The following is an 18693-nucleotide window of genomic DNA, read 5'->3' on the forward strand; positions in this document are numbered from 1 at the left end:
AATATGGCCACACCAGCGCCTCCGCCACGTCCCGGTGTAACGCTTTCCGCACCACCGCCCATAGCCGTAGCTACGGAGGCACCTGGTCCGGCCAAGGTGTCGCGTTCCTTGTGGGTGGCAAGTTTCGTTGCCGGAGCGGCGTTGATCGTGACGGATTTCCTCGGCAGGAACTCCCATTTTGAACGGCTCAAGGGCGTCATCGAAGGCATGGTCCCGGCCGGTGACGCCGAGTCACTGGAGGGCGCCACCGCCGTCGTTTTCCTGGGCAGCCTGGGCCTGCTGGCACTGGTGATCGCCATGGAGGCCGTCCTCCTGGCGATTATTTTCAAGCGCAGGAGCTGGGCGCGATGGGCGCTGGCACCCTTGGTCCTGCTTCACGCCGTGGTCACCGTGATCATCTCGGACTTCGTCGTTGCGCCGGGTTCCGACGGTGTCCTGGCCACCGTGCTGCTGGCCGCCCAATACATTTTGGCCGCGGCCGGACTGATCCTGCTCTTCCTCCCCGCCACAACAGCGTGGCTCAGGAGCGGGCGGGAGCAGCAGCCGGAATAGCCGCGAGCATCCCTTCGCAGCTGCGGATCACCACGCGGCAAGCATCCAGGGCTGACGGCTCGGTGAGCGGGTTCTCGGCGATCAGCCGCCAACGGTTCAGGCTCGCCCGCGCAGCCTCGCTGATGGCGTCGTCGTCCGCGTCCTGCGCGACTCCCAGCCGGTGAGCCGGCAGGGTCCCGCGGCCACCCACCAGCCGTTCGGCTTCGGTGGCGAGCTCCGGAGTGAGGCCCGCGCCTTCGGTCCTCAGCTTTGCCAGCAGCTTCAGTTCCCGGAATTCGTGCGCGCCCGCCTGCAACCGTTCCATGGCCGTGAGCAGCCGGGCGGCATCCTCGCTCGCTGCTGCGCCGGCCGTCCCGGCAGTGCGGAGCAAAGCTTCCAAACCCACGACGGCGGCCCTGGCCTTGAGTGCCTCGGCCCGCGTCTGGAAGAGCGCGGCGACCGTTTGAAGCAGTTGGCCCAAGCCGCTGCGCCGGGCAAGCTCGTGGGCCAGATTGGTGGGGTCGCTGATGCCGCCATTGATCAGCGCCACCCCGAGCCGGATCCCGAACAACCCAAACCGCGCAACCAGGGAAGCCTTGGCGCCTTGTTCCACGCCGGCGGGCTCCGGTGAACGGACAAAACGGTCCGCGGACAGGAGGGTCTTGTCGCGTTGGGCCTTGTCCATTCCGGCCAAGGCAACCATCACCTCAAAGTCGGTTTGGCGCATGGTCCTGGAGCTTTGGGCCAGGAGGCCTGCCACCGGAACGACGCCCAGGGCCAAGGGCTTGAGGTTCTGGTCCCGGCTGTAGCGGTCGGCGATCACAGCGGCCGAGATCAGGGAGTCGATCCGGCCCGCTCCGATCTCGTCCGCTCGCGAGAGCACGGCCAAGGCGTTGACGGTCCCGGACTTCCCGGCAGCGTTGTCCTTGAACGACTCGAGGAAACGCACGTCAGAGGCGTGCAGGTGCCTCATCAAATAGATGACGGCATCTGCAGACGACGGCGCGTTCTCCGGCAGAAGGAAGGCCGTTGACCGTCCGGAGACGTCCTGGGAGAGGGAGGCAATACCGGGAGTATCTATCAGGGTGAGGTCCCTGAGGCTGGCGGCCGGCCAGTCAACCACCAGGCGGTCAACATCTTCCGCCTGGATGTCCCCCAATTGAAAGACCAGCCGGCCGTCTTCCCTGGTGACCGGCAAGGTGCGGGGTTCGCCCGCGAGGGGGTGGAGCGTCACACGGGGTGTTGCTCCGTACCGGTACCAAGTAACTATGCGTGTGCATTCACCGGCGTCGGTGGGTGCGATCTCCTCGCCGATGACTGCGTTGAGCAACGTGGACTTCCCGGCCTTCACCATGCCGGCCACCGCAATGCGCAGCGGCCCGTCCAGGCGTTCAGCCAAGTCGTCGATGACCGCGAGCGCCGGGGCGTCGCCGTCGTACATCTCCCGGGCCTGCTGCAGCAGCACGGCGGCTTCGGCTACCACCTGACCATTCATCCGGCCCGCACCGCGGTGGCTTGGGAAGCCTGCTGTTGTTCAGGTGCGGCAGGCCGCTGCTCCGGTGCAGGGGTCCTGGCGTCAACGGCGGTGCCTTGCAGATGCGTTGCTGCCTGGTGCAGGGCGTCCACGGTCTTGAGCCGGGTCCGGATCTCCTTCATGCGCAGGTCGCGTTCCACCGCGTAGGTGGCGGCGGCCTTTTGCGCGGCGGCCACGGAATCGGTGAGGGAACGGTGGTGTTCGTCGGCGATCTCGGTGAAGTGGTCCCGGGTTTCCCGCTGGACCATCCTTAGGCGGTCTTTCAGCTGCTTTCCCACTTGGAAGACGATGTCGTCGATTTGTTTCCGGACCAGCGTTTTCGCTTCAGCCTGGCGCCGTTTGAGCCGTGCTTCCTTCTCTTCGCGGTAGGCCTTCCTGCCGAGCATCAGCCCAGCCCCGACGGACAGCGGGTTGATCAGGGCCATGCCGAAGATGCCCGTCAGCAGGCCGAACATCAGCACCCCTCCGTACGAGCCGCGCATGCCGATGAGGAGTTTCTGGAGCGGTCCCAGGCGCCCGTCTTCCATGGTGGGCATTTCGCCGACCGGGTCCAGTACCCCGCCCGTGTCTGCGACGTTGGTCAGGGGCAGCGCGACCACTTCCTCGGAGAAGTGTTCGGCGACTTGGAGGGCAAGCCACTGGGAGCGCTCGCTGGTCCAGATGAAAGTGTCGGAGATGGCAGCAGCCGTGCTTTGCTCCAGCCAGACGGTGAATTGATCCCATGCCGGACCCGGGTCGCCTTGGTCGATGGCGGTCTCGGCTTCGCGTTGGATGCGCCGGAGCCTGTCCCTGAGGTCGTACTCCATGTCCGCGATGAGATCGCCAATTCCGTCGTTGAGGGTGGTCTGCCAGCGGGAGGAGCGTTTCCTGAGCGCGTCGGCTTCCTGTTTGGCGGCCTGCAAATCGGCAATCATCTGTGGGGTGCCTTCAGGGTTCTCCAGTGCTGACAGTTCGGATTGGAGGGAGAGCCTGAGGTGTTCGGTGACCGTCAGCAGGTCCTGCGCCACAGAACGACGCCGGAGCGTGGCGGCCTTGCCGACCACGTCGTTGCGGAGCGACGTGATGAGCGCCGGGAAGCCAGACTCGTCGTTGAGCTCCTTGTCCTTCAAGCGCGCAGCCTGCAGCCTGAGCTCCGAGGACACGGGGAACAGGGGAATTCCGGGCCCTACGTCGGACAAATGCTGCCGGTCGAGCGCCTCGATCTGCCGCCAGCTGGGATACAGGTCGGTCTTGGTGAGCGCTGCGAGGACGTTCGGGCTGACGCGCATGGCCTGGCGGAGGAACCGGATTTCGGGTTCGGTGTATTCCTGGGAGGCGTCGGAGACGAACAGCACTGCGTGTGCCGACGGCAAGGCGGTGAGGGTGGTGAGCGTGTGGCTGGAACCAAGGCCGCCCACACCGGGGGAATCCACCAAGGTCAGTCCGCCTGCGAGGAGTTGGCGGGGCAGCGCGACTTCGGCTGCCGCAAGGTTCTTGGCGTTTCCGGGGTTGCCGGCTTCCGACACGTAGGCCGCAAGTTCGTTGATGTTGACCGGCCGGCGTTCCAGCTGGTCACTTCCGGCAGGGGCAGCCTGGGTGGCAGGGTCCTGTTCCGGTGCTTGGGGGCCCTTGGCCACCAACACCGAGGCCGATGGCGCGTCCCCATGCTTCACCACGGTGGGCACGGAGGTGGCGACGTCGTCGTCCACCGGACACACCGGAGCGTTGACCAAGGCGTTGATGAGCTGGCTCTTGCCTTGCTTGAACTCGCCCACCACGATCACGCGGACGCTGGGGTCAAGCAAACGACGACGGGTCTGCTCCAGCCGGCGTCGAAGGTCGTTCCTCTCCCCTGCCCCCACCAATTCCAGGCCCTGTTCCACCAACGTGGCCATGCGTTCGGTTTCCGTCACAGCTGATCCTTTGTTTACGACTGTTTGCGACCTCAGGTATTTGAATGTCCGGCGAAAATGCCCGGCAGGTGGTTTCCCGCCTGCCGGGCACTGCCGGGGCCTTTCCTTGCTGGCCTCTAAACCGGTTGGCTCCCGGTATTAGTCGATTTCCACATCGTTCTTGGCTACGACCAGCGAGTCGTCGATGTCGTTGTATTCGACCTCGACGTCGAGTTCGTTGTCGGCAATGACCGTGTTGTCTTCAACGTTGGTGTACTCGAGTTCGACCTCGTTGTCCTGGATCACCGTGGAATCGTAGTTGAGCTGGACGTCTTCCACGTCGTACTCCGTGGAGTTGTCCACTTCCAGCTCGTTGTCCTGGACCACGATGGAGTCGTTGATGACCTCCACGTCCACGTCTCCCACTTCGAGTTCGGTGGAGTTGTCCGTCTCGTTGAACGAGTCGGTGACGTTCACCGAGTTGTCCGAATTGTCCGTGTGCGTGGAGTTGTCCGTGTTGAACGAGTCTTCGATCTCCACATCCACGTCCAGGTCGGTGTTGTACGAATCGTCCGTGTTGTACGAATCGTCCGTGTGCGTGGAGTTGTCCGTGTTGTAGGAGTCCTTCGTCACTGAATGATCCGAGTTGTCGTTGAACGAATCCTCGATCTCCACATCCAGCTCGGTGTTGCCGACGTTCACTTCGCCGGAACCGTTGGTGATGTTCAGCGAGTGGTCGTCGGTGTTGTTGGTGGTTGTGGTGGTGGTCGTTGTGGTTGTGGTGTTGCCCGAGTTCTCGACGTCGTCGCCGGCGGCAATGGCTCCGTCGCCCGATGCGATGACGGCGTCCTGGTTGAACAGCTGGGTAACGTCGCCGTCGGCCCAGATGTTCTGGTTCACGGACTGGTCCGTGATGGTGTCGCGGTCGTCGATGTTGGTGGTGTAGGAGTAGTTGTTCACCACGTGGACCAGCTGCTGGACGGCATGGGCGTGATCGTCCCAGTCGCCGCCGTTGTGTCCGCCGCCACCGCCGTGTCCGCCGTCGTGGTCGTCATCATCATGGCCACCCCAGCCGCCGCCACCACCGCCGTGGCCGTGTCCGCCGTCGTGATCATCATCATCATGGCCACCCCAGCCGCCACCATGGCCGCCGCCGTGTCCGCCGTCGTGATCATCGTCGCGGCCGCCCCAGCCGCCGGTGTTGCCGCCGCCGCCGGGAGCGTGGTGCTCGCCGCCGCCACCGGTTGAGGCGTGGTTGCCGCCGGTGTTGTACTCACGGTCGAAGGAGGCACGGGCGTTGATGGGTGCGTAGTCCAGGACTACGGGGCGGGCGGCATCCACATCAGCGCAGGAAACGTCCCGCAGCCCTGCGGCTGACAATGCAGCTTCGGGGTTGCGGACGAACTCATCGGCTGCGTCGGGGTTGTTGAACAGGCTCATCAGGAACTGTACGAGCTGTTGTGCGAGTGTTGGCATTGGAACGCTCCCTCAAATTCTGTGGTGATGGAAAACGCCCGGCGCCTTTGCCGGGCTTGCATTCAACGTATGGCCGGGGGGATGCCCGGGGCATCGGGTCCGGTCCCCCTATCCGGCACCCCACCATTAGGGGATTTCGGCCGGGCTCCGTTAGGGGCACAGGGGTTCACTCCCCGGGCGGGTGCCCCTCACCCAGCGCGATCCGCAAGCGAACCAGCAGCTCAGAGCGGTTTTCGGCCCCTAGCCGGCGCCGCATCCTGGCCACGTGATGTTCGGCGGTGCGGGGCGAAATATAGATGGCCTCACCGATTTCGCGGTAGGTCTTTCCCTCCAACATGAGCCTTGCCACCTCGATTTCGCGGGCACTCAAACCGTTCGGCTCCGGCGCCGGCGCGGCGGAGGCGGGAGATTCCTCATGCGTCTCCGCGGGAGCCTGGCCACCCTGCGGGTGGATGTCCCGGGCACAGGCCAGAAGCTTGACCATGTCCCGGCGTTCATCGGCACGCGCGGCCGCATGCCCGGCAAGGCGCGCCCCTTCCCAGGGCATTCCGACGGCGGCCAACCCACGGGCGGCTGTTTCGACGTCGGCGGCGGCGAACCTGCCGGCCAGGACCGATACCCAGGCCTTGCCTCCGTCGGCAAGCACACCCGCGTAGTGGCTATGCTCCGAAGCCCTGACCAAGGCCGCTGCATGTGGTGCAAGGTCCGCCGGACTCTCGCTCAGCAACGCGGCCTGGACGGCTGCCCAGTGCAGAGGGACCGACCACAGCGGCGGATTCCCGAGCCGCTCCAGCAAGTCCCAGGCCCCGTGCAGGTAGTGCGAAACCCGATGTGATTCCCGTAAACGTGCAGCGGTAACAAGCACTTCGCCCCATGGCAGGAGGCTGTACAGGTCAACGGAGACGTGCATCATGGCTTCCCGCGCCCTGTCCCATGCCAAGACCAGCTCGTGGACTTCTCCGCCGCGGCGCGCCAAACCCAGTTCAAGGGCCGCCAGGAGGAATTCCTCCCGGGGCGCCAAGGCCCAGTGATTGGCCTTGTTGGCCTCGTTGATGGCCAGGCGGGCATCGTCCGTGTTGTCCTGCTGCATGGCACACCAGGCCTGCAACAGGTACAGGCGGGGCCGCATCGAGTCTCCGCCCTGACCGGCGGCCACTGCTGCCTTGAGCACGGAAGCGGCCACCGCGGTCTCTCCGCTGTGCAGGGCGCACAAGGCCGCCAGCACTGCCGGTGCCTCCGGGAGGGGAAGGGCTGTGCCCGCGGCGTTCATCATGTCCGAAGCCCTGATCAAGGACGGTAACCCCAAGTGCGGCGTTTGGCCCAAGGTCTGGCGCAGGCCCTCGCTTGCCAGGGACAACGCCACCGCCAAGTGGGTCGGGGACCGGCGCGAACCGCAGTCGGCCACCATGGCCTCCGCTCCGGCAGCGTCTCCGGAGCCGATCATGGCAATTGCTGCCAGGGGCGCCGAGGCAGCCGTCTTCCCAGGCCCCAGCCACGAGTAGGTATCGGCACTTCGGGACATCATGCCCCGCTGGGCCCACACCGAGGCGGCAACGTCCACTCCCCGCCGAACGTCCGGCGGTTCCGGGAGCGCGAGCAGCCGGTCGATCAAACGGCCGGCGGAGTCCAGGTCGCCGATGCCCGCTGCGGCCTGGGCACGGCAGGCCGCTTTTGGCATTTCCTTCGCGCCGGCCAGCACCGACTCCGCGTAAAGAGCTGCGGCCACGGCGGGCTCGGTCTCCAGCGCGTTGTCAGCGGCTTCCTCCAGTTCGGCTGCCACGCGATGGTCCTGCAGCCCGCCCCTGGCCAGGTCACGGGCCAACTCCCCCAAGGGCCGGCCCTCTGCAGCCAACTTATCCACCAATTCCCGTTGCAGGGCATGGATGGTTGGGACTGGCGTGCTGGTGAGCAGGGCATGTTGCACCGTGCCCACCACAGATCCGTCAGGCATCAGCAGCTGCGCATCGGTCGCCGCAGCGATGATCCCTGGAAGATCGCCGCGTCCGGCAAGGTTGTCCGGAAGCGGCGAACGCAGGCTGAATCCCGCGGACAGCGCCAAGAGCAACTCCCGTACCGCCGCGGTCCCGCCCGGCAAGGCGGTCGACGCCGATGAGGTCGCCGCCGATAAGGTCGCCGCAGCCGGCAGCGAGGTCCCGGCCGACGGCAGCGTGGCATCCGCCGGGCGGGACTTGTCTTCAGAGGGTGCTTCCGCGTTTCCCTGACCCGTCATGCCTACACCTCCGGGGCCGGTGCGGGTTCTTGGCTCGGGCTCGTTTCAGGTGGAACGGGCGCCACGGACGGCTCCGTCGCCGGTTCCGTTGGCACTGGGTCCTGCGTTACCGGAGGAGGTTCCGGCGCTTGGATTGTAGGTTCGGGCGAAGGCACCACGGGGTCCGGCCCGGGCGGCTGCGTCGGATCCGTCACCGGCGGCTGCGTCGGGTCCGTCGGAGTCGTCGGGTCCGTCACGGGAGGCTGAGTCGGATCCGTAACGGGCGGCTGGGTCGGGTCCGTCACGGGAGGTTGGGTCGGTGGCGTGGTCGGGGTTGGTCCACTGGCTGCACCACCCGGTTCCGAGGCAGGGGGCGACGACGGCGTTGACGTCCCCGGAGTGGCAGTTCCCGTACCGCTGCCCGGGGTGGTGGTCACCGGCGTCGTGGTTCCGCCTGCGTTGCCGGTGGTCGTGCCGGCCGCAGTGCCGCTGCCCGTTCCGGCGCTGCCGGTACCTTGGCCGGTGGTGGACTTCTTTGCGCCCTGACCGGTGCCCGCGGACGTTCTGGCAGCGGCGCCCTTGGCGCTTGCGTCCAGTCCTGTTCCGGCCTTGGCGGCAGGAGGAACGGCCCCGCCGCCGTTGGCCTGACCCTTCGCTTGGGCGCCGCCTTGAGCACCGCCGGGCTGCGCGCCGCTTGCCTGGGCACCGCCGTCGCGCATCACGTCCGCGGCCTGCGAACCGAAAAGCGCCTGCACGTCCGGGCTTTGCGCCGCCGTCGCGGTCACCACGGTCAGGACGGTGGCGGCCGCCGCTGCAGCCGCGGCCATGCGGACGCGCGAACGCGGAGCATGCCGGCCTGCCTTGGTCCCGTCCGCTGCCGCTGCTTTCAGCGCAGCCAGCGCCGGGCGTCCACGCACGACGTCGGGGCGCGGCACGGTTTCCAGCGGCACCTCGCGTTGTTCCTGGGCGGGGGCCACAGACCCAGCTGCAAGCGCAGCGGCTTCGGCGTCGGGGGCGCCCTTCAGCGAAAGCGCGGCACCGAGGCAAATGGAGGCTTTGGGATCGGCATCCACGGCGATGGGCCGCTCCAGTTCAACCGAGATCAGCTCGGCAACCAGCGGCACCCGGGACGAACCGCCAATGAGCAGCACCACGCTCAAGTCCTCCGGCTGCAACTGGACCTCAGCCAAGCTGCGTTCCAAGGCATCCAGGGTGTCGCGGATGTGCGGTTCGATCATCGCCTCAAACTCGGAACGGACCAGGCGGACGGACTGCTGGGTTCCCGGGAGGGAGACAGAGATGCTTGCTTCGCTGTCCAGGGACAGCGCTTCCTTGGCTTCCCGGCACTCACGGCGTAAGCGCGAGAGTGCGGCGAGCGTTGCAGGGTCCTCGGACGCCAGGCCCGTGACGGCTTCGCCCAAGTGGGCCACCACGTGACGCAAAACAGCGGCGTCGAAATCGGCGCCGCCAAGGGTTTCAATGCCATCGGGGTGGCCCAGTAGTTCAAAGCGTCCTGCTCCTGCCTTGCGGAGCACAGCGGTGTCGAATGTGCCACCGCCGAGGTCGTAGACGGCAATGGTGCTGCCATCCTCCACACGGGTCTGGGACGCATAATGGAGTGCTGCGGCTTCCGGTTCGCTGATCAGCGTGACTTCCGGAAGTCCGGCCATATTCAGGGCTGCAAGGACCGTGGATGTCCGGTGCTGGCCCCATGCAGCCGGGTGCGTCATGACTACTGAATCCGCCGGACCGCCTTCGCGTTCCCGGGCCTTGTCCACCACCCAGCGGGCCATCGTGGCATAGACGTCTTCGGGCGCCATCCAGGCTTCCCCGACGGCGATCGGGACGGAGTCCCCAATGCGTCTCTTGAATTCCCGGACCATCCGCTGGGGGTCGTCCAGGCCCCGGCGCTCGGCGGCTTCGCCCACCAGTACCCTGCCGTCGTCGGCGTAGTAGAGCACCGAGGGCACTGCACTGCCGTGCAAACCCAACGGGAGTATCTCGGGGGCAAGGTTGGTACCTTGCCCCTCCTTGTAAATGGCTGCCGCGGTAAAACTCGTCCCGACGTCAATGGCGAGAACATAGCTCATAGTTACCTCGAAAAGAACATGGGCATGGCGCATGCGGTCTTCTTCACAGGCGGGGTTCACACAAGGTAGCACTTGCCCGGCGACGGGCAAAAGCACTTTTCACAGCTTCCTTGGAGCTTTCTTCAACTGATAGTCGACTCGATGGAGAAAGCCCAGATCAGGCCACGATCGCGGTTTTACCGGCCGACATTCGGCCGGCAGGGCGGTACGGCTTTAGAGGCCTGAGTACGAGTGCAGGCCGTTGAAAACCGTGTTCACCAGCGTGAAGTTGATGATCACGCAGGCGTAGCCCACGATCGACAACCATGCAGCACGCGTTCCGGTCCAGCCGCGGGTTGCCCTGGCGTGCAGGTAGCCGGCGTAGACCACCCAGATGACGAACGTCCATACTTCCTTGGGGTCCCAGCCCCAGAAACGGCCCCACGCCTTTTCGGCCCAGATGGCACCGAACATCAGGGTGAAGGTCCAGCCGACAAAGGCCACGGTGTTGATCCGGTAGGAAAGGTTCTCCAGGCTCAAGGCGTTGGGAACCACGCGCAGGAACGCCAGGTTGTCCGCGCGGCCTGCGGCCAGGTTCTTCTGGCGGTAGGACTGGAGCAGCTGCAGCGCGGACATCGCGAACGTCAGGGTGAACAGCGCAGAGGACAGCACCGCAATGGACACATGGATGATCAGCCAGTAGCTCTGCAACGCGGGAACGAGGTGGCCCACGGGAGTCCAGAAAGCCACGGACGCGGCAACGAGCATGATGATGGCCAGGCCAACCACGAACGTACCCAGGAAGCGGAGGTCCCTGCGGATCAACGCGATGAGGAAGACCGCCACCGCCACGAAAGCACCCGTGGTGAGGAACTCGTACATGTTGCCCCACGGCACGCGGCCGGCACCCAGCGCACGCGTCACGACGCCGGCACCGTGGATGAGGACACCCAGGACGGTCAGTGCTACGCCCACCCGGGCGGCAGCCCGGCGTTCGCCTGCGTACTTCATGTCGCCCGCCGCCGTCGACTCACCAATGGTAGGGCCCGACGTCGGACGCTCGCCACGGTCCGCCGGCCCTGCGGCGTCGGAGGCACCCAAGCCGATTCGGCCGGCCGCCACGGCAACCTTTTCCGTCGTCGAGCCCGCTGCCGCCTTCAGGTCAACGGCACGCAGGGTCTTGCTGCTCTTGGCCAGGTCCCAGAGGAAAGCAAGGAACGCAATGGTGTACGTGCCGGCGGCCAACAGCATGAAGAGCTCACTGTACTGGCCCAGAGTTTCGTTGATAGCGGGCATTACTGGTCCTTCTGGGTTGTGGAAGAGACGGTGTCGGGAGTGTCACTGGGGTGCGGCGAAATCTGCCATTCGTTGGCGAGGAGTTCCCTGATGGCCGCTGCTTCGCCGGCCAGGCGGTGGTCTTCGCCGCGGGCCAGGAGGCCGTACTCGATCATGGTGCGGCCGTCCTGGTGGGTTCCGGTCCGGACCCACACGCGGCGGCGGCTGATGTAGAGCGAGGTCACCAGTCCGGCAACGGCCAGAAGGCCGAAGATCAACGCGTACAGCTGGCCCGGGTTGTGGTGGATGTCCACACCGACGTACTTCTTGACGCTGTCAAAAGTGATGCTTCCCTTGCCCTCCGGGAGCGTCGCAGTCTGGCCCAGGGCGAGCGTGATGCCGCCGGCCTCGAGCTTGCGTCCGTTCAACTGCGTGAGGTCGCTGACGTCGAGCTCGAAGACGTTCTGGGGAACACCCTTGTCCAGGCCCAGGTCGCCGTAGTAAGAATCGAGGTTGAGCTGGGGGTTGGCCAGGACGGGATCGGCGCTGAAGGAGATCCCTTCTTCAGTTTCAAAAGCGGTGGGCAGGAAGAAGCCGTTGAAGCCCAACTGGTCCGGCTTGCCGTCCGGAACCTTGATGACCACCGATGAGTAGTAGTTGTCGCCCTGGACCTTGGCAGTAACCGGGCCCTGGAACGCTACATTGCCCTCGCCGTCGCGGACCGTGACCACAGGAGCGTAACCGTTACCCGTGAGGTACATGCTGGTGCCGCCCAGGGAGATGGGGTCGTTGACTTTGAGGATCTCCTTCTTCTCGGGAGCATCCGTGTTTTCCTTGGTGGTCACTTCGGCCGTGTAGTCGATCGGCTGGCCGGTCTTCTTGGGCGATTCCCTGTCAAAGGTGGCTTGGAACTTGTCCAGGCGGACCGAGTACGGCTGCAGCCAGCCGCTCTGGAAGTTGGTGCCCGGGGAGAACTGGTCGTAGCCCACCAGGGTGTTGACGAAGGTATCGCCCTCCACAAGGATGCGCTGACCGCTGTAGCCGAACAGCCCGCCGATGGCCACTGACACCAGCACGCCGATCAGCGAGGTGTGGAAAACCAGGTTTCCCACTTCCTTCATGAAGCCGCGCTCGGCGCCCAGGCTCGGCAGATCGCCGTCGGCGTCCCTGACCTCAACGCGGTAGCCGCGCTTCTTCAGTACCCCGGCGGCGTCGGTGATGGCCTTCGACGCCGGGATCCCGGCGTCGGCGGCCAGGACCAGGGTGCCGTACTCCGGAAGCCGCGACAGGCGCTTTGGCGTACGCGGCGGCTGGGACTTCATGGCCTTGTAGTGCGCAATGGCCCGCGGCGTGACGCAACCGATCAGCGAAATGAACAACAGCAGGTAGATGGCCGAGAACCACGCCGAGGAGTAGACGTCGAACATCTGCACAGCGTCCAGGAACGGGCCCGACGTCGGGTTGTTCTTGATCCAGTCGGTCACCACTGCGGGGTTCGCAGGCCGTTGCGGGAACAGCGATCCAGGCACCGCGGCTACCGCAAGCAGGAGCAGCAGGAACAGTGCCGTGCGCATGCTGGTGAGCTGCGTCCAGGCCCAACGGAGCATGCCGCCCACACCCAACGTGGGCAGTGCGGCGTCCGACTTTGCTTGCTGGAGCTTGCCCGCGTCAGGTCCTTCGGCGGGAGACTTCTTGGTGGATTTCACGGACTCGCTCATCAGATCGGCAACTTCACGTCGGTTTGGAACCAGTACTGCAACTCAGTCACCCAATGACCCCACACTCCTGTGGCCATGAGGATGCCAAGCAAAATCAGGATGCCGCCGCCGATCCGCTGGATGGCCAGCCGGTGCTTGCGGAAAAAGGACATCACGCCCATGCCACGTCGGACGGCCAGCGCGATCAACAGGAACGGCACACCCAGTCCCAGGCTGTAAACGAAGGCGAGCAGCGCCCCCTTCGCCGCGGACGATCCCCCGGAAAGGCTCAGCAGCTGCACGGCCGAATAGGTCGGCCCGATGCACGGAGCCCACCCCAGGCCGAACGTCAGCCCAAGCAACGGAGCACCCCACAGGCCGGCGGGAGGTTTGGCGTGGATCTTCGCGTCGCGCTGCAACCAGGAGAAGCCGCCCATGAACACGACGCCCATGATGATCACAAGGACCCCCAGGAGCTGGGTAATCCATGCGTTTTGGCTGCCGGTGAGCACTGTGCCCAGCTGGCCGAACGCCCCGCCCAGGAGCACGAAGATTACCGAGAAGCCCAGCACGAACAGGCCGATCCCGGCCAGCATGCGGCCCCGCCGCTGCCGTTGGAGGTCGACGCCGGTCAGCCCGGTGACGTAGCCAAGGTAACCCGGGACGAGCGGCAGCACGCACGGGGAAAGAAAGGAAACAAGGCCCGCCAGGAGAGCCACCGGCACGGCCAGCAGCAACGATCCGTTCAGGATGGTTTCGGCGAAGGGACTGTTCATGGGGACTACTCGGCCACGGCTGAAGCGATCAGGGCCTTGAGCGTGCTCTTTTCGATCTCGCCCAGCACACGCGAGGCAACTTTGCCGTCCTTGTCCAGCACCAGGGTGGTGGGTACGGCGCCGGGGGGAACAATGCCGGAGACGGAGAGCAGGACCGCCCCGTCCTTGTCATTGAAGCTCGGGTAGGTGATGTTGAAGGTCTTGTCGAATGCTTCGGCCGTGGCTTTTTCGTCACGCAGATTGACCCCGAAGAACTGGACGCCCTGGTCCTTGTACTCCTGGTGCAGCGCTTCGAGCTGCGGCGCTTCCACCCGGCAGGGCGCGCAGGCGGCGAACCAGAAGTTCAGCACCGTGACTTTTCCCTTGAGGACGTCCGGGCTTACGGCCGTTCCGTCAAAGAGGGTTCCCTTGAGCGCCACAGGTGCACTGCGGTCAGCCTTGGCAAACTCGGTCACGGAGCCGTCGCCTGCAACGTAGTTCTTGTTGTCGCCTTTGCGCGCCTGTTCGGCAAGGGAATCCTCCTGGGCGCAGGCAGAGAGGCCCATGGTGAGCCCTGCCAGGAGGACTCCGCCGGCAGCGAGCGCACTGCGGCGCGTAAGGTTCTTCTTATCCATGATTCGCTTTCATGCCCCCGGGGTGCTCGCAGCACCAGGCAGCAGGACTGCCGCGGGCTCGCTGTACTCGACGCGGAGGATCTTGCCGTCTTCGTCAAACACCAACGACGTCAGTGACGTCAGGGTGCATTCACGCTTCCGGGGGTCATGGGCCAACGGCCGGCCCTCCGCGGACAGGCGGGTAGCCCAGATGGGCAGCTGGTGGCTGACGAGGATTGCTTCTGCTCCCTCACCACCCAGTTCGAGGGCCTTCAGGCGGGCATCCTGGACCGCGGCGATCACGCGGGCCGCCTGTTCCTTGTACGGTTCGCCCCAGGAAGGCCGCAGGGGGTTGCGGAAGTAGTACCAGTGCTTGGGCTTGAGGAACTCACTCTTGGTCGGGTGGAGTCCCTCGAAGTGGTTCTCCGCCTCGATGATGCGGGGGTCGGTAGTGATCTCCAGGCCAAGTGCTTCCGCCGTGGGCGCGGCAGTTTCCTGCGCGCGCGTCAATGGCGAGGCCACCAGATGGACGATCTTCGCGCCGTTTCCTGCACGCGCCATGAAGTGCTCGGCAAGCATGCGGGCCATATCCCTGCCCCGTTCAGAGAGGTGGAATTCGGGCAGCCGACCATACAGGACGCCATCGGGATTATGGACTTCGCCATGGCGGAGCAGATGGACAGTTGCGTGGGGCATGTTTACCAGTTTCTCAAAGATACGGAGCGATCTGAAATCTTCTACCGGTAGTAGAACTCAAAGTTTTCCAAAAATGTTCCGGTCAGGTGGAATAAAAGATGCATATGCATGTTTATACTTGATACGAAGCTCGGTTGACGCTTCAAGTAATCAGGTTCAGCCGGGTAAGCACCATCCCTTCCACCACACAGGAGCAGCACCATGATGACCCTCCCCGCCAACGTCACCACCGGCACTTGGACCCTCGACAACTCCCACAGCGAGATCGCTTTCACCGTGCGTCACGCCGGTATCAGCAAGGTTCGCGGCCAGTTCAAGGACGCATCCGCCACCCTGGAGGTCGGCGAAACGCTCACGGACTCCAAGGTGACCGCCACCATCCAGACCGCCAGCTTCGACTCCGGTGACGCCAACCGCGACGCCCACGTCAAGGGCGAGGACTTCTTCGACGTCGAGAAGTTCCCGGAGATGACCTTCGTCTCCCGCCACGTCAAGGCCAACGGAGACGGCTTCGACCTTGTGGGCGATCTCACCATCAAGGGTGTCACCAAGGAAGTTGCCATCGAGACCGAGTTCAACGGCGTGGCCGTCGATCCGTTCGGCAACACCCGCGCCGGCGTCTCCGGCGAAACCACCATCAGCCGCAAGGACTTCGGCCTCACCTGGAACGCGGTGCTCGAAGCCGGCGGCGTCCTGGTCAGCGACAAGGTTGCCATCAACCTCGAACTCGCCTTCATCGCACCGGCCGCTGCCTGATTTCCCCGCTTTTCCACGGAACGGCGTCTCCCCCTCACCACATCAGGTGAGCCCCGACGGGGCTGGGCGGAGGCGCCGTTCCCGCATGCTTGGAACTCACCGGGCTAATAGCAGGCTGACCTGCGCGTACTTACCAAAATCGTTGGTCCGGAATTTCCTATGTTTCGCACACCCTGCGGTCTAGAGTGATGCCATGAGTAACCCAGACGAAGCACCACAGCCACAGCAGCCCGGCGCCCAGCCTCCGCAGCCCGGCAATGTTCCTCCTGCGGGTTACCAGCCTCCGCAGGGCTACCAACCTCCCCAGGGCTACCAGCCGCCCCCGGGTTATCAGTCTCCGGGTCAACAGCCCCAGCCCGGCCAATATTCGCAGCCGGGCCAATATTCGCAGCCTGCTGCGGGGCAGCCCGGCGGGTTCCACTTCGAAATGCCCACCGACGGTCCCCGGAGCTTCAACGATGTCCTCCCCCAGGGTGGCTTCTCCGGCATGTTCAAGACCCAAGGCCTGCCCACCGAGCTGAAAGTGTCCTATTTCATCTGGGTGATCTCGGGCCTGGTGGGGTTGCTGTTCGGGCTGATCGGACTTTTCGCCATCATCGCGGCCTTTGCCTTCATTCCGGCCCTGGCAGCCGTAGCAGCACTGGTACTGCTCCTCGTGAGCCTTGCCGTGGCCGCAGCCCAAGTTGTGCTGGCCATGAAGATGAAGGAAGGCAAGGAATGGGCGCGCCTGGCGCTCACCGCCATTGCCGCCGTGTCACTGGTGCTCGCCATCTTCGGCTCCATCAACATGGGCGGTCCAAGCACCGGGCTGGGCAGCAACTGGTTCGGCTTCCTTGTCAGCGCCGTAGCCGTTGTCCTCATGTGGCTTCCCAACTCGCAACTTTGGTTCAAGGCAGTCAAAGGCACTGCCTGACCAAACCGATGCTCCGCCGTCGGGCCTTATGACCGGCGCCGGACTCCAGTTCCGCCGTCGGGCGTTGCTCAAGCGCGGAAGGCCGCGGCCCTTATGGGGGCCGCGGCCTTCATCACGAAGGCGTATCTCCCGCGGTTTTTGTACGCCCACATGATGATTTATCCACACGCGGGAAATTCCAGCGTGTGCTCGTCCCCACCGCCAAACGGTCGGGGTACGGTGGATTCAGAACCATGCTGGGGGCAGGGTATTTTGTGGACCCCGGTAGCCGTACCAGTAGTCGAACAAGCAAAGGAATGCCATGAGCAACCCTCCCTACCCGCCCTCGAACCCGGGCGACTCCGGCCCCGAGCAGCAGGGGTCCCAGCCCTCAACACCGCAGTACGGCCAGCAGTCCCAGCCGCAGGCGCCGCAGTACGGGCAGCCGGCTGCTCCGCAGTACGGGCAGCAAACGCCGCAGTACGGCCAGCAAGCCCCACAGTACGGCCAGCAGGCACCGCAGTACGGCCAGCAGGCTCCCCAGTACGGGCAGCAGGCTCCGCAGTACGGGCAGGACACCAACTGGCCCAGCCAGCAGCCAGGTCCCAGCGGCGTCCCCCAACTGGTCAACGTCTCCTTCTGGATGATCCTTGCCGCCGGCATCCTGACCCTGATCTCCATCCCCGTAACCATCGCCCTGCTGAACTCCAGCGAAGGCCAGTCCATGATTCAGGACGCCCTTGATGCGCAGGGCACCAGCGGAAGCGAAATCTCGGTGAGCAGCATCGTTGGCGTTGCCATCACGTTCGTGGTGATCATTTCGCTGATCATGGCCGGGCTGTATGCCTTGGTCGCCTTCAAGATCCGCAAGGGCAAGAACTGGGCCCGCATCCTGGGCACGGTCTTCGCCGCGATTTCGCTACTCGGCCTGACCCAGATCGGCGTGGGCACCATCACCATCCTCCTCGGCGTTGCCGCGATGGTGTTGCTTTACCTGCCGGCTACTGCTCCCTACTTCCGTAAGCAGCAGGCCTTCGGCAACCCGTACCAAAACCCTTACGGCCGCTAGGCCATCACTTCACGGTCATAAGCCGTGAACTTTCAACAACGGGCACGGACCCGGCTGGCTAAACGGCCTGGCCCGGAGTCTGTGCCCGTTGTGCGTGGTACGCCAGGATCTGCAGCTCGGTGGCCATGTCGACTTTCCGCAGGTTGACGTGCGGCGGGACCTGAAGGAGCACGGGCGCGAAGCTCAGGATGCTGCGGATCCCCGCGGCGATAACCCGGTCGCAGACTTGTTGGGCAACTGTCGCAGGGAGCGCCAACACCACCATGTTGGCGTGGGTCCGATCCAAAACGCGTTCCAGCTCGGCGGCGTCGCTGACCCGCAGCCAGCCCACCTCGTTGCCGATCACCATGGGGTCGGCGTCGAAAATGGCAACAACATCGAAGCCGCGGGACTCGAAGCCTCCATACCGGGCCAGTGCCTTGCCGAGGTTACCGGCACCAACAATCGCGACCTTCCAGTCGTGCGTCAGCCCCATGGCAGCGGCGATGTGGCGGCTGAGGTTCTGCACCTCGTAGCCCACTCCCCGGGTGCCGTAAGACCCCACGTAGGAGAGGTCCTTGCGGAGGGTGGAAGAGCTGACTCCGGAAGCCTCAGCCAAGGCCTCCGAAGAGACCCGCTCCACGCCTTCAGCCAGGAGCGAGTTCAGCGCGCGCAAGTAGAGGGTCATCCGGGCCACAGCCGCGGGCGGGATCTGCTTCGCGGCAGATTCGTGGTCCCCCGTTGTTGCTTCAGGGGACGGTTCCAGCGCAGTCACGGTTTTCTCCATTGCGTCACTTTGTTGTTCAACTCTATGGCCCCCGGTCACGCTCAACAAAAGCCGTTACCTCCCGGTAGCTGCCGCTCAGGCCGCCAGGGCCTTCTTGAGAATCCGCGTCAACCGCTGTTCGTCGATCGTCCAAAAATCCCGCTGCACGCCGTCCACCAGGACCACCGGGATCTCCTCTGCGTACTTCTGCTGCAGCTCAGGATCATCCTCGATCCGCTGCTCCGTCCACGCCACTCCGAGCCCGGAGGTCACGCGTTCGACGGCGGCGCGGGCCGCCGTACAGAGGTGGCAGTCAGCTTTGGTGAGGAGGACGACGTCGGGAGTAGCCATGCCTCCACGTTAACCCCACCCGACCCATCCCTCTCCCACATCCCAGCCCCACCCGACCATCCCTCTCCCACATCCCACCCACTTCCCACCATCCCTCTCTGGGGTTGCCCGCAAGTTGTGGACAGTCGGTCAGGCGGCTTGTGCCGGCTGAGG

General features: G+C 64.9%; 16 protein-coding genes. 4 read left to right on the forward strand and 12 right to left on the reverse strand.

The window, feature by feature from the left end:
• Positions 1 to 3: 3 nt before the first annotated feature.
• Positions 4 to 552, forward strand: coding sequence for a hypothetical protein (locus OCL88_RS02040; RefSeq protein WP_264961429.1), 549 nt, complete (start codon positions 4 to 6; stop codon positions 550 to 552).
• On the opposite strand, the gene OCL88_RS02045 is transcribed toward OCL88_RS02040, so the two are convergent.
• From OCL88_RS02045 to OCL88_RS02090, 10 genes are all read right to left on the reverse strand, one after another.
• Positions 521 to 2026, reverse strand: a complete 1506-nt coding sequence (locus OCL88_RS02045; RefSeq protein WP_264961430.1) for a dynamin family protein — start codon at positions 2024 to 2026, stop codon at positions 521 to 523. The genes OCL88_RS02040 and OCL88_RS02045 overlap by 32 nt on opposite strands.
• Positions 2023 to 3957: a dynamin family protein gene (locus OCL88_RS02050; RefSeq protein ID WP_413775446.1), complete on the reverse strand. Its 1935-nt coding sequence runs from the start codon at positions 3955 to 3957 to the stop codon at positions 2023 to 2025. Before OCL88_RS02050 ends, OCL88_RS02045 begins: the two co-directional genes overlap by 4 nt.
• A gap of 138 nt (positions 3958 to 4095) precedes the next feature.
• The gene (locus tag OCL88_RS02055; RefSeq protein WP_264961431.1) at positions 4096 to 5412 is read right to left on the reverse strand and encodes an IniB N-terminal domain-containing protein; all 1317 of its coding nucleotides are present in this window, start codon (positions 5410 to 5412) and stop codon (positions 4096 to 4098) included.
• 166 nt (positions 5413 to 5578) lie between these two features.
• Entirely contained in the window at positions 5579 to 7642 is a 2064-nt protein-coding gene (locus OCL88_RS02060; RefSeq protein WP_264961432.1) for a helix-turn-helix transcriptional regulator, read from the reverse strand.
• Between the two features lie 2 nt (positions 7643 to 7644).
• On the reverse strand, positions 7645 to 9711 hold the full coding sequence (locus tag OCL88_RS02065; protein ID WP_264961444.1) for an Hsp70 family protein: 2067 nt from the start codon (positions 9709 to 9711) through the stop codon (positions 7645 to 7647).
• A 213-nt stretch (positions 9712 to 9924) separates the two neighbouring features.
• On the reverse strand, positions 9925 to 10986 hold the full coding sequence (ccsB, locus tag OCL88_RS02070) for a c-type cytochrome biogenesis protein CcsB (protein ID WP_264961433.1): 1062 nt from the start codon (positions 10984 to 10986) through the stop codon (positions 9925 to 9927).
• Positions 10986 to 12683, reverse strand: coding sequence for a cytochrome c biogenesis protein ResB (locus OCL88_RS02075; protein WP_264961434.1), 1698 nt, complete (start codon positions 12681 to 12683; stop codon positions 10986 to 10988). The genes ccsB and OCL88_RS02075 overlap by 1 nt, the downstream gene beginning before the upstream one ends.
• On the reverse strand, positions 12683 to 13438 hold the full coding sequence (locus OCL88_RS02080; RefSeq protein ID WP_021474360.1) for a cytochrome c biogenesis CcdA family protein: 756 nt from the start codon (positions 13436 to 13438) through the stop codon (positions 12683 to 12685). The genes OCL88_RS02075 and OCL88_RS02080 overlap by 1 nt, the downstream gene beginning before the upstream one ends.
• A gap of 5 nt (positions 13439 to 13443) precedes the next feature.
• Entirely contained in the window at positions 13444 to 14052 is a 609-nt protein-coding gene (locus OCL88_RS02085; protein ID WP_264961435.1) for a TlpA family protein disulfide reductase, read from the reverse strand.
• A 9-nt stretch (positions 14053 to 14061) separates the two neighbouring features.
• Complete coding sequence (locus OCL88_RS02090) at positions 14062 to 14727, reverse strand: histidine phosphatase family protein (protein WP_264961436.1); 666 nt, start codon at positions 14725 to 14727, stop codon at positions 14062 to 14064.
• Between the two features lie 204 nt (positions 14728 to 14931).
• Here OCL88_RS02090 and OCL88_RS02095 point away from each other — a divergent pair, with 204 nt between their 5' ends.
• From OCL88_RS02095 to OCL88_RS02105, 3 genes are all read left to right on the forward strand, one after another.
• Positions 14932 to 15483, forward strand: a complete 552-nt coding sequence (locus OCL88_RS02095) for a YceI family protein (protein WP_201434906.1) — start codon at positions 14932 to 14934, stop codon at positions 15481 to 15483.
• Between the two features lie 193 nt (positions 15484 to 15676).
• Positions 15677 to 16396 carry a hypothetical protein gene (locus OCL88_RS02100; RefSeq protein WP_264961437.1) on the forward strand — a complete coding sequence of 240 codons (720 nt, stop codon included), beginning with the start codon at positions 15677 to 15679 and terminating at the stop codon, positions 16394 to 16396.
• A gap of 301 nt (positions 16397 to 16697) precedes the next feature.
• Positions 16698 to 17444, forward strand: a complete 747-nt coding sequence (locus OCL88_RS02105) for a hypothetical protein (protein ID WP_264961438.1) — start codon at positions 16698 to 16700, stop codon at positions 17442 to 17444.
• A 58-nt stretch (positions 17445 to 17502) separates the two neighbouring features.
• On the opposite strand, the gene OCL88_RS02110 is transcribed toward OCL88_RS02105, so the two are convergent.
• Both OCL88_RS02110 and OCL88_RS02115 read right to left on the reverse strand, forming a co-directional pair.
• Complete coding sequence (locus OCL88_RS02110) at positions 17503 to 18210, reverse strand: redox-sensing transcriptional repressor Rex (protein WP_264961439.1); 708 nt, start codon at positions 18208 to 18210, stop codon at positions 17503 to 17505.
• Between the two features lie 75 nt (positions 18211 to 18285).
• On the reverse strand, positions 18286 to 18540 hold the full coding sequence (locus OCL88_RS02115; protein ID WP_217375849.1) for a glutaredoxin family protein: 255 nt from the start codon (positions 18538 to 18540) through the stop codon (positions 18286 to 18288).
• Between the last annotated feature and the right edge of the window lie 153 nt (positions 18541 to 18693).

It is taken from the genome of Paenarthrobacter sp. PAE-2, assembly GCF_026013155.1.
In the GTDB taxonomy this organism is placed as follows: Bacteria; Actinomycetota; Actinomycetes; order Actinomycetales; family Micrococcaceae; genus Arthrobacter; species Arthrobacter ureafaciens.

What these genes read in the sequence shown, in the direction of transcription:
- OCL88_RS02110 (WP_264961439.1), bottom strand. Translation starts at nt 18,210, where the DNA reads ATGGAGAAAACCGTGACTGCGCTGGAACCGTCCCCTGAAGCAACAACG.
- OCL88_RS02090 (WP_264961436.1), bottom strand. Translation starts at nt 14,727, where the DNA reads ATGCCCCACGCAACTGTCCATCTGCTCCGCCATGGCGAAGTCCATAAT.
- OCL88_RS02065 (WP_264961444.1), bottom strand. Translation starts at nt 9,711, where the DNA reads ATGAGCTATGTTCTCGCCATTGACGTCGGGACGAGTTTTACCGCGGCA.
- OCL88_RS02040 (WP_264961429.1), top strand. Translation starts at nt 4, where the DNA reads ATGGCCACACCAGCGCCTCCGCCACGTCCCGGTGTAACGCTTTCCGCA.
- OCL88_RS02060 (WP_264961432.1), bottom strand. Translation starts at nt 7,642, where the DNA reads ATGACGGGTCAGGGAAACGCGGAAGCACCCTCTGAAGACAAGTCCCGC.
- OCL88_RS02055 (WP_264961431.1), bottom strand. Translation starts at nt 5,412, where the DNA reads ATGCCAACACTCGCACAACAGCTCGTACAGTTCCTGATGAGCCTGTTC.
- OCL88_RS02115 (WP_217375849.1), bottom strand. Translation starts at nt 18,540, where the DNA reads ATGGCTACTCCCGACGTCGTCCTCCTCACCAAAGCTGACTGCCACCTC.
- OCL88_RS02045 (WP_264961430.1), bottom strand. Translation starts at nt 2,026, where the DNA reads ATGAATGGTCAGGTGGTAGCCGAAGCCGCCGTGCTGCTGCAGCAGGCC.
- OCL88_RS02095 (WP_201434906.1), top strand. Translation starts at nt 14,932, where the DNA reads ATGACCCTCCCCGCCAACGTCACCACCGGCACTTGGACCCTCGACAAC.
- ccsB (WP_264961433.1), bottom strand. Translation starts at nt 10,986, where the DNA reads ATGCCCGCTATCAACGAAACTCTGGGCCAGTACAGTGAGCTCTTCATG.
- OCL88_RS02080 (WP_021474360.1), bottom strand. Translation starts at nt 13,438, where the DNA reads ATGAACAGTCCCTTCGCCGAAACCATCCTGAACGGATCGTTGCTGCTG.
- OCL88_RS02085 (WP_264961435.1), bottom strand. Translation starts at nt 14,052, where the DNA reads ATGGATAAGAAGAACCTTACGCGCCGCAGTGCGCTCGCTGCCGGCGGA.
- OCL88_RS02105 (WP_264961438.1), top strand. Translation starts at nt 16,698, where the DNA reads ATGAGCAACCCTCCCTACCCGCCCTCGAACCCGGGCGACTCCGGCCCC.
- OCL88_RS02100 (WP_264961437.1), top strand. Translation starts at nt 15,677, where the DNA reads ATGAGTAACCCAGACGAAGCACCACAGCCACAGCAGCCCGGCGCCCAG.
- OCL88_RS02075 (WP_264961434.1), bottom strand. Translation starts at nt 12,683, where the DNA reads ATGAGCGAGTCCGTGAAATCCACCAAGAAGTCTCCCGCCGAAGGACCT.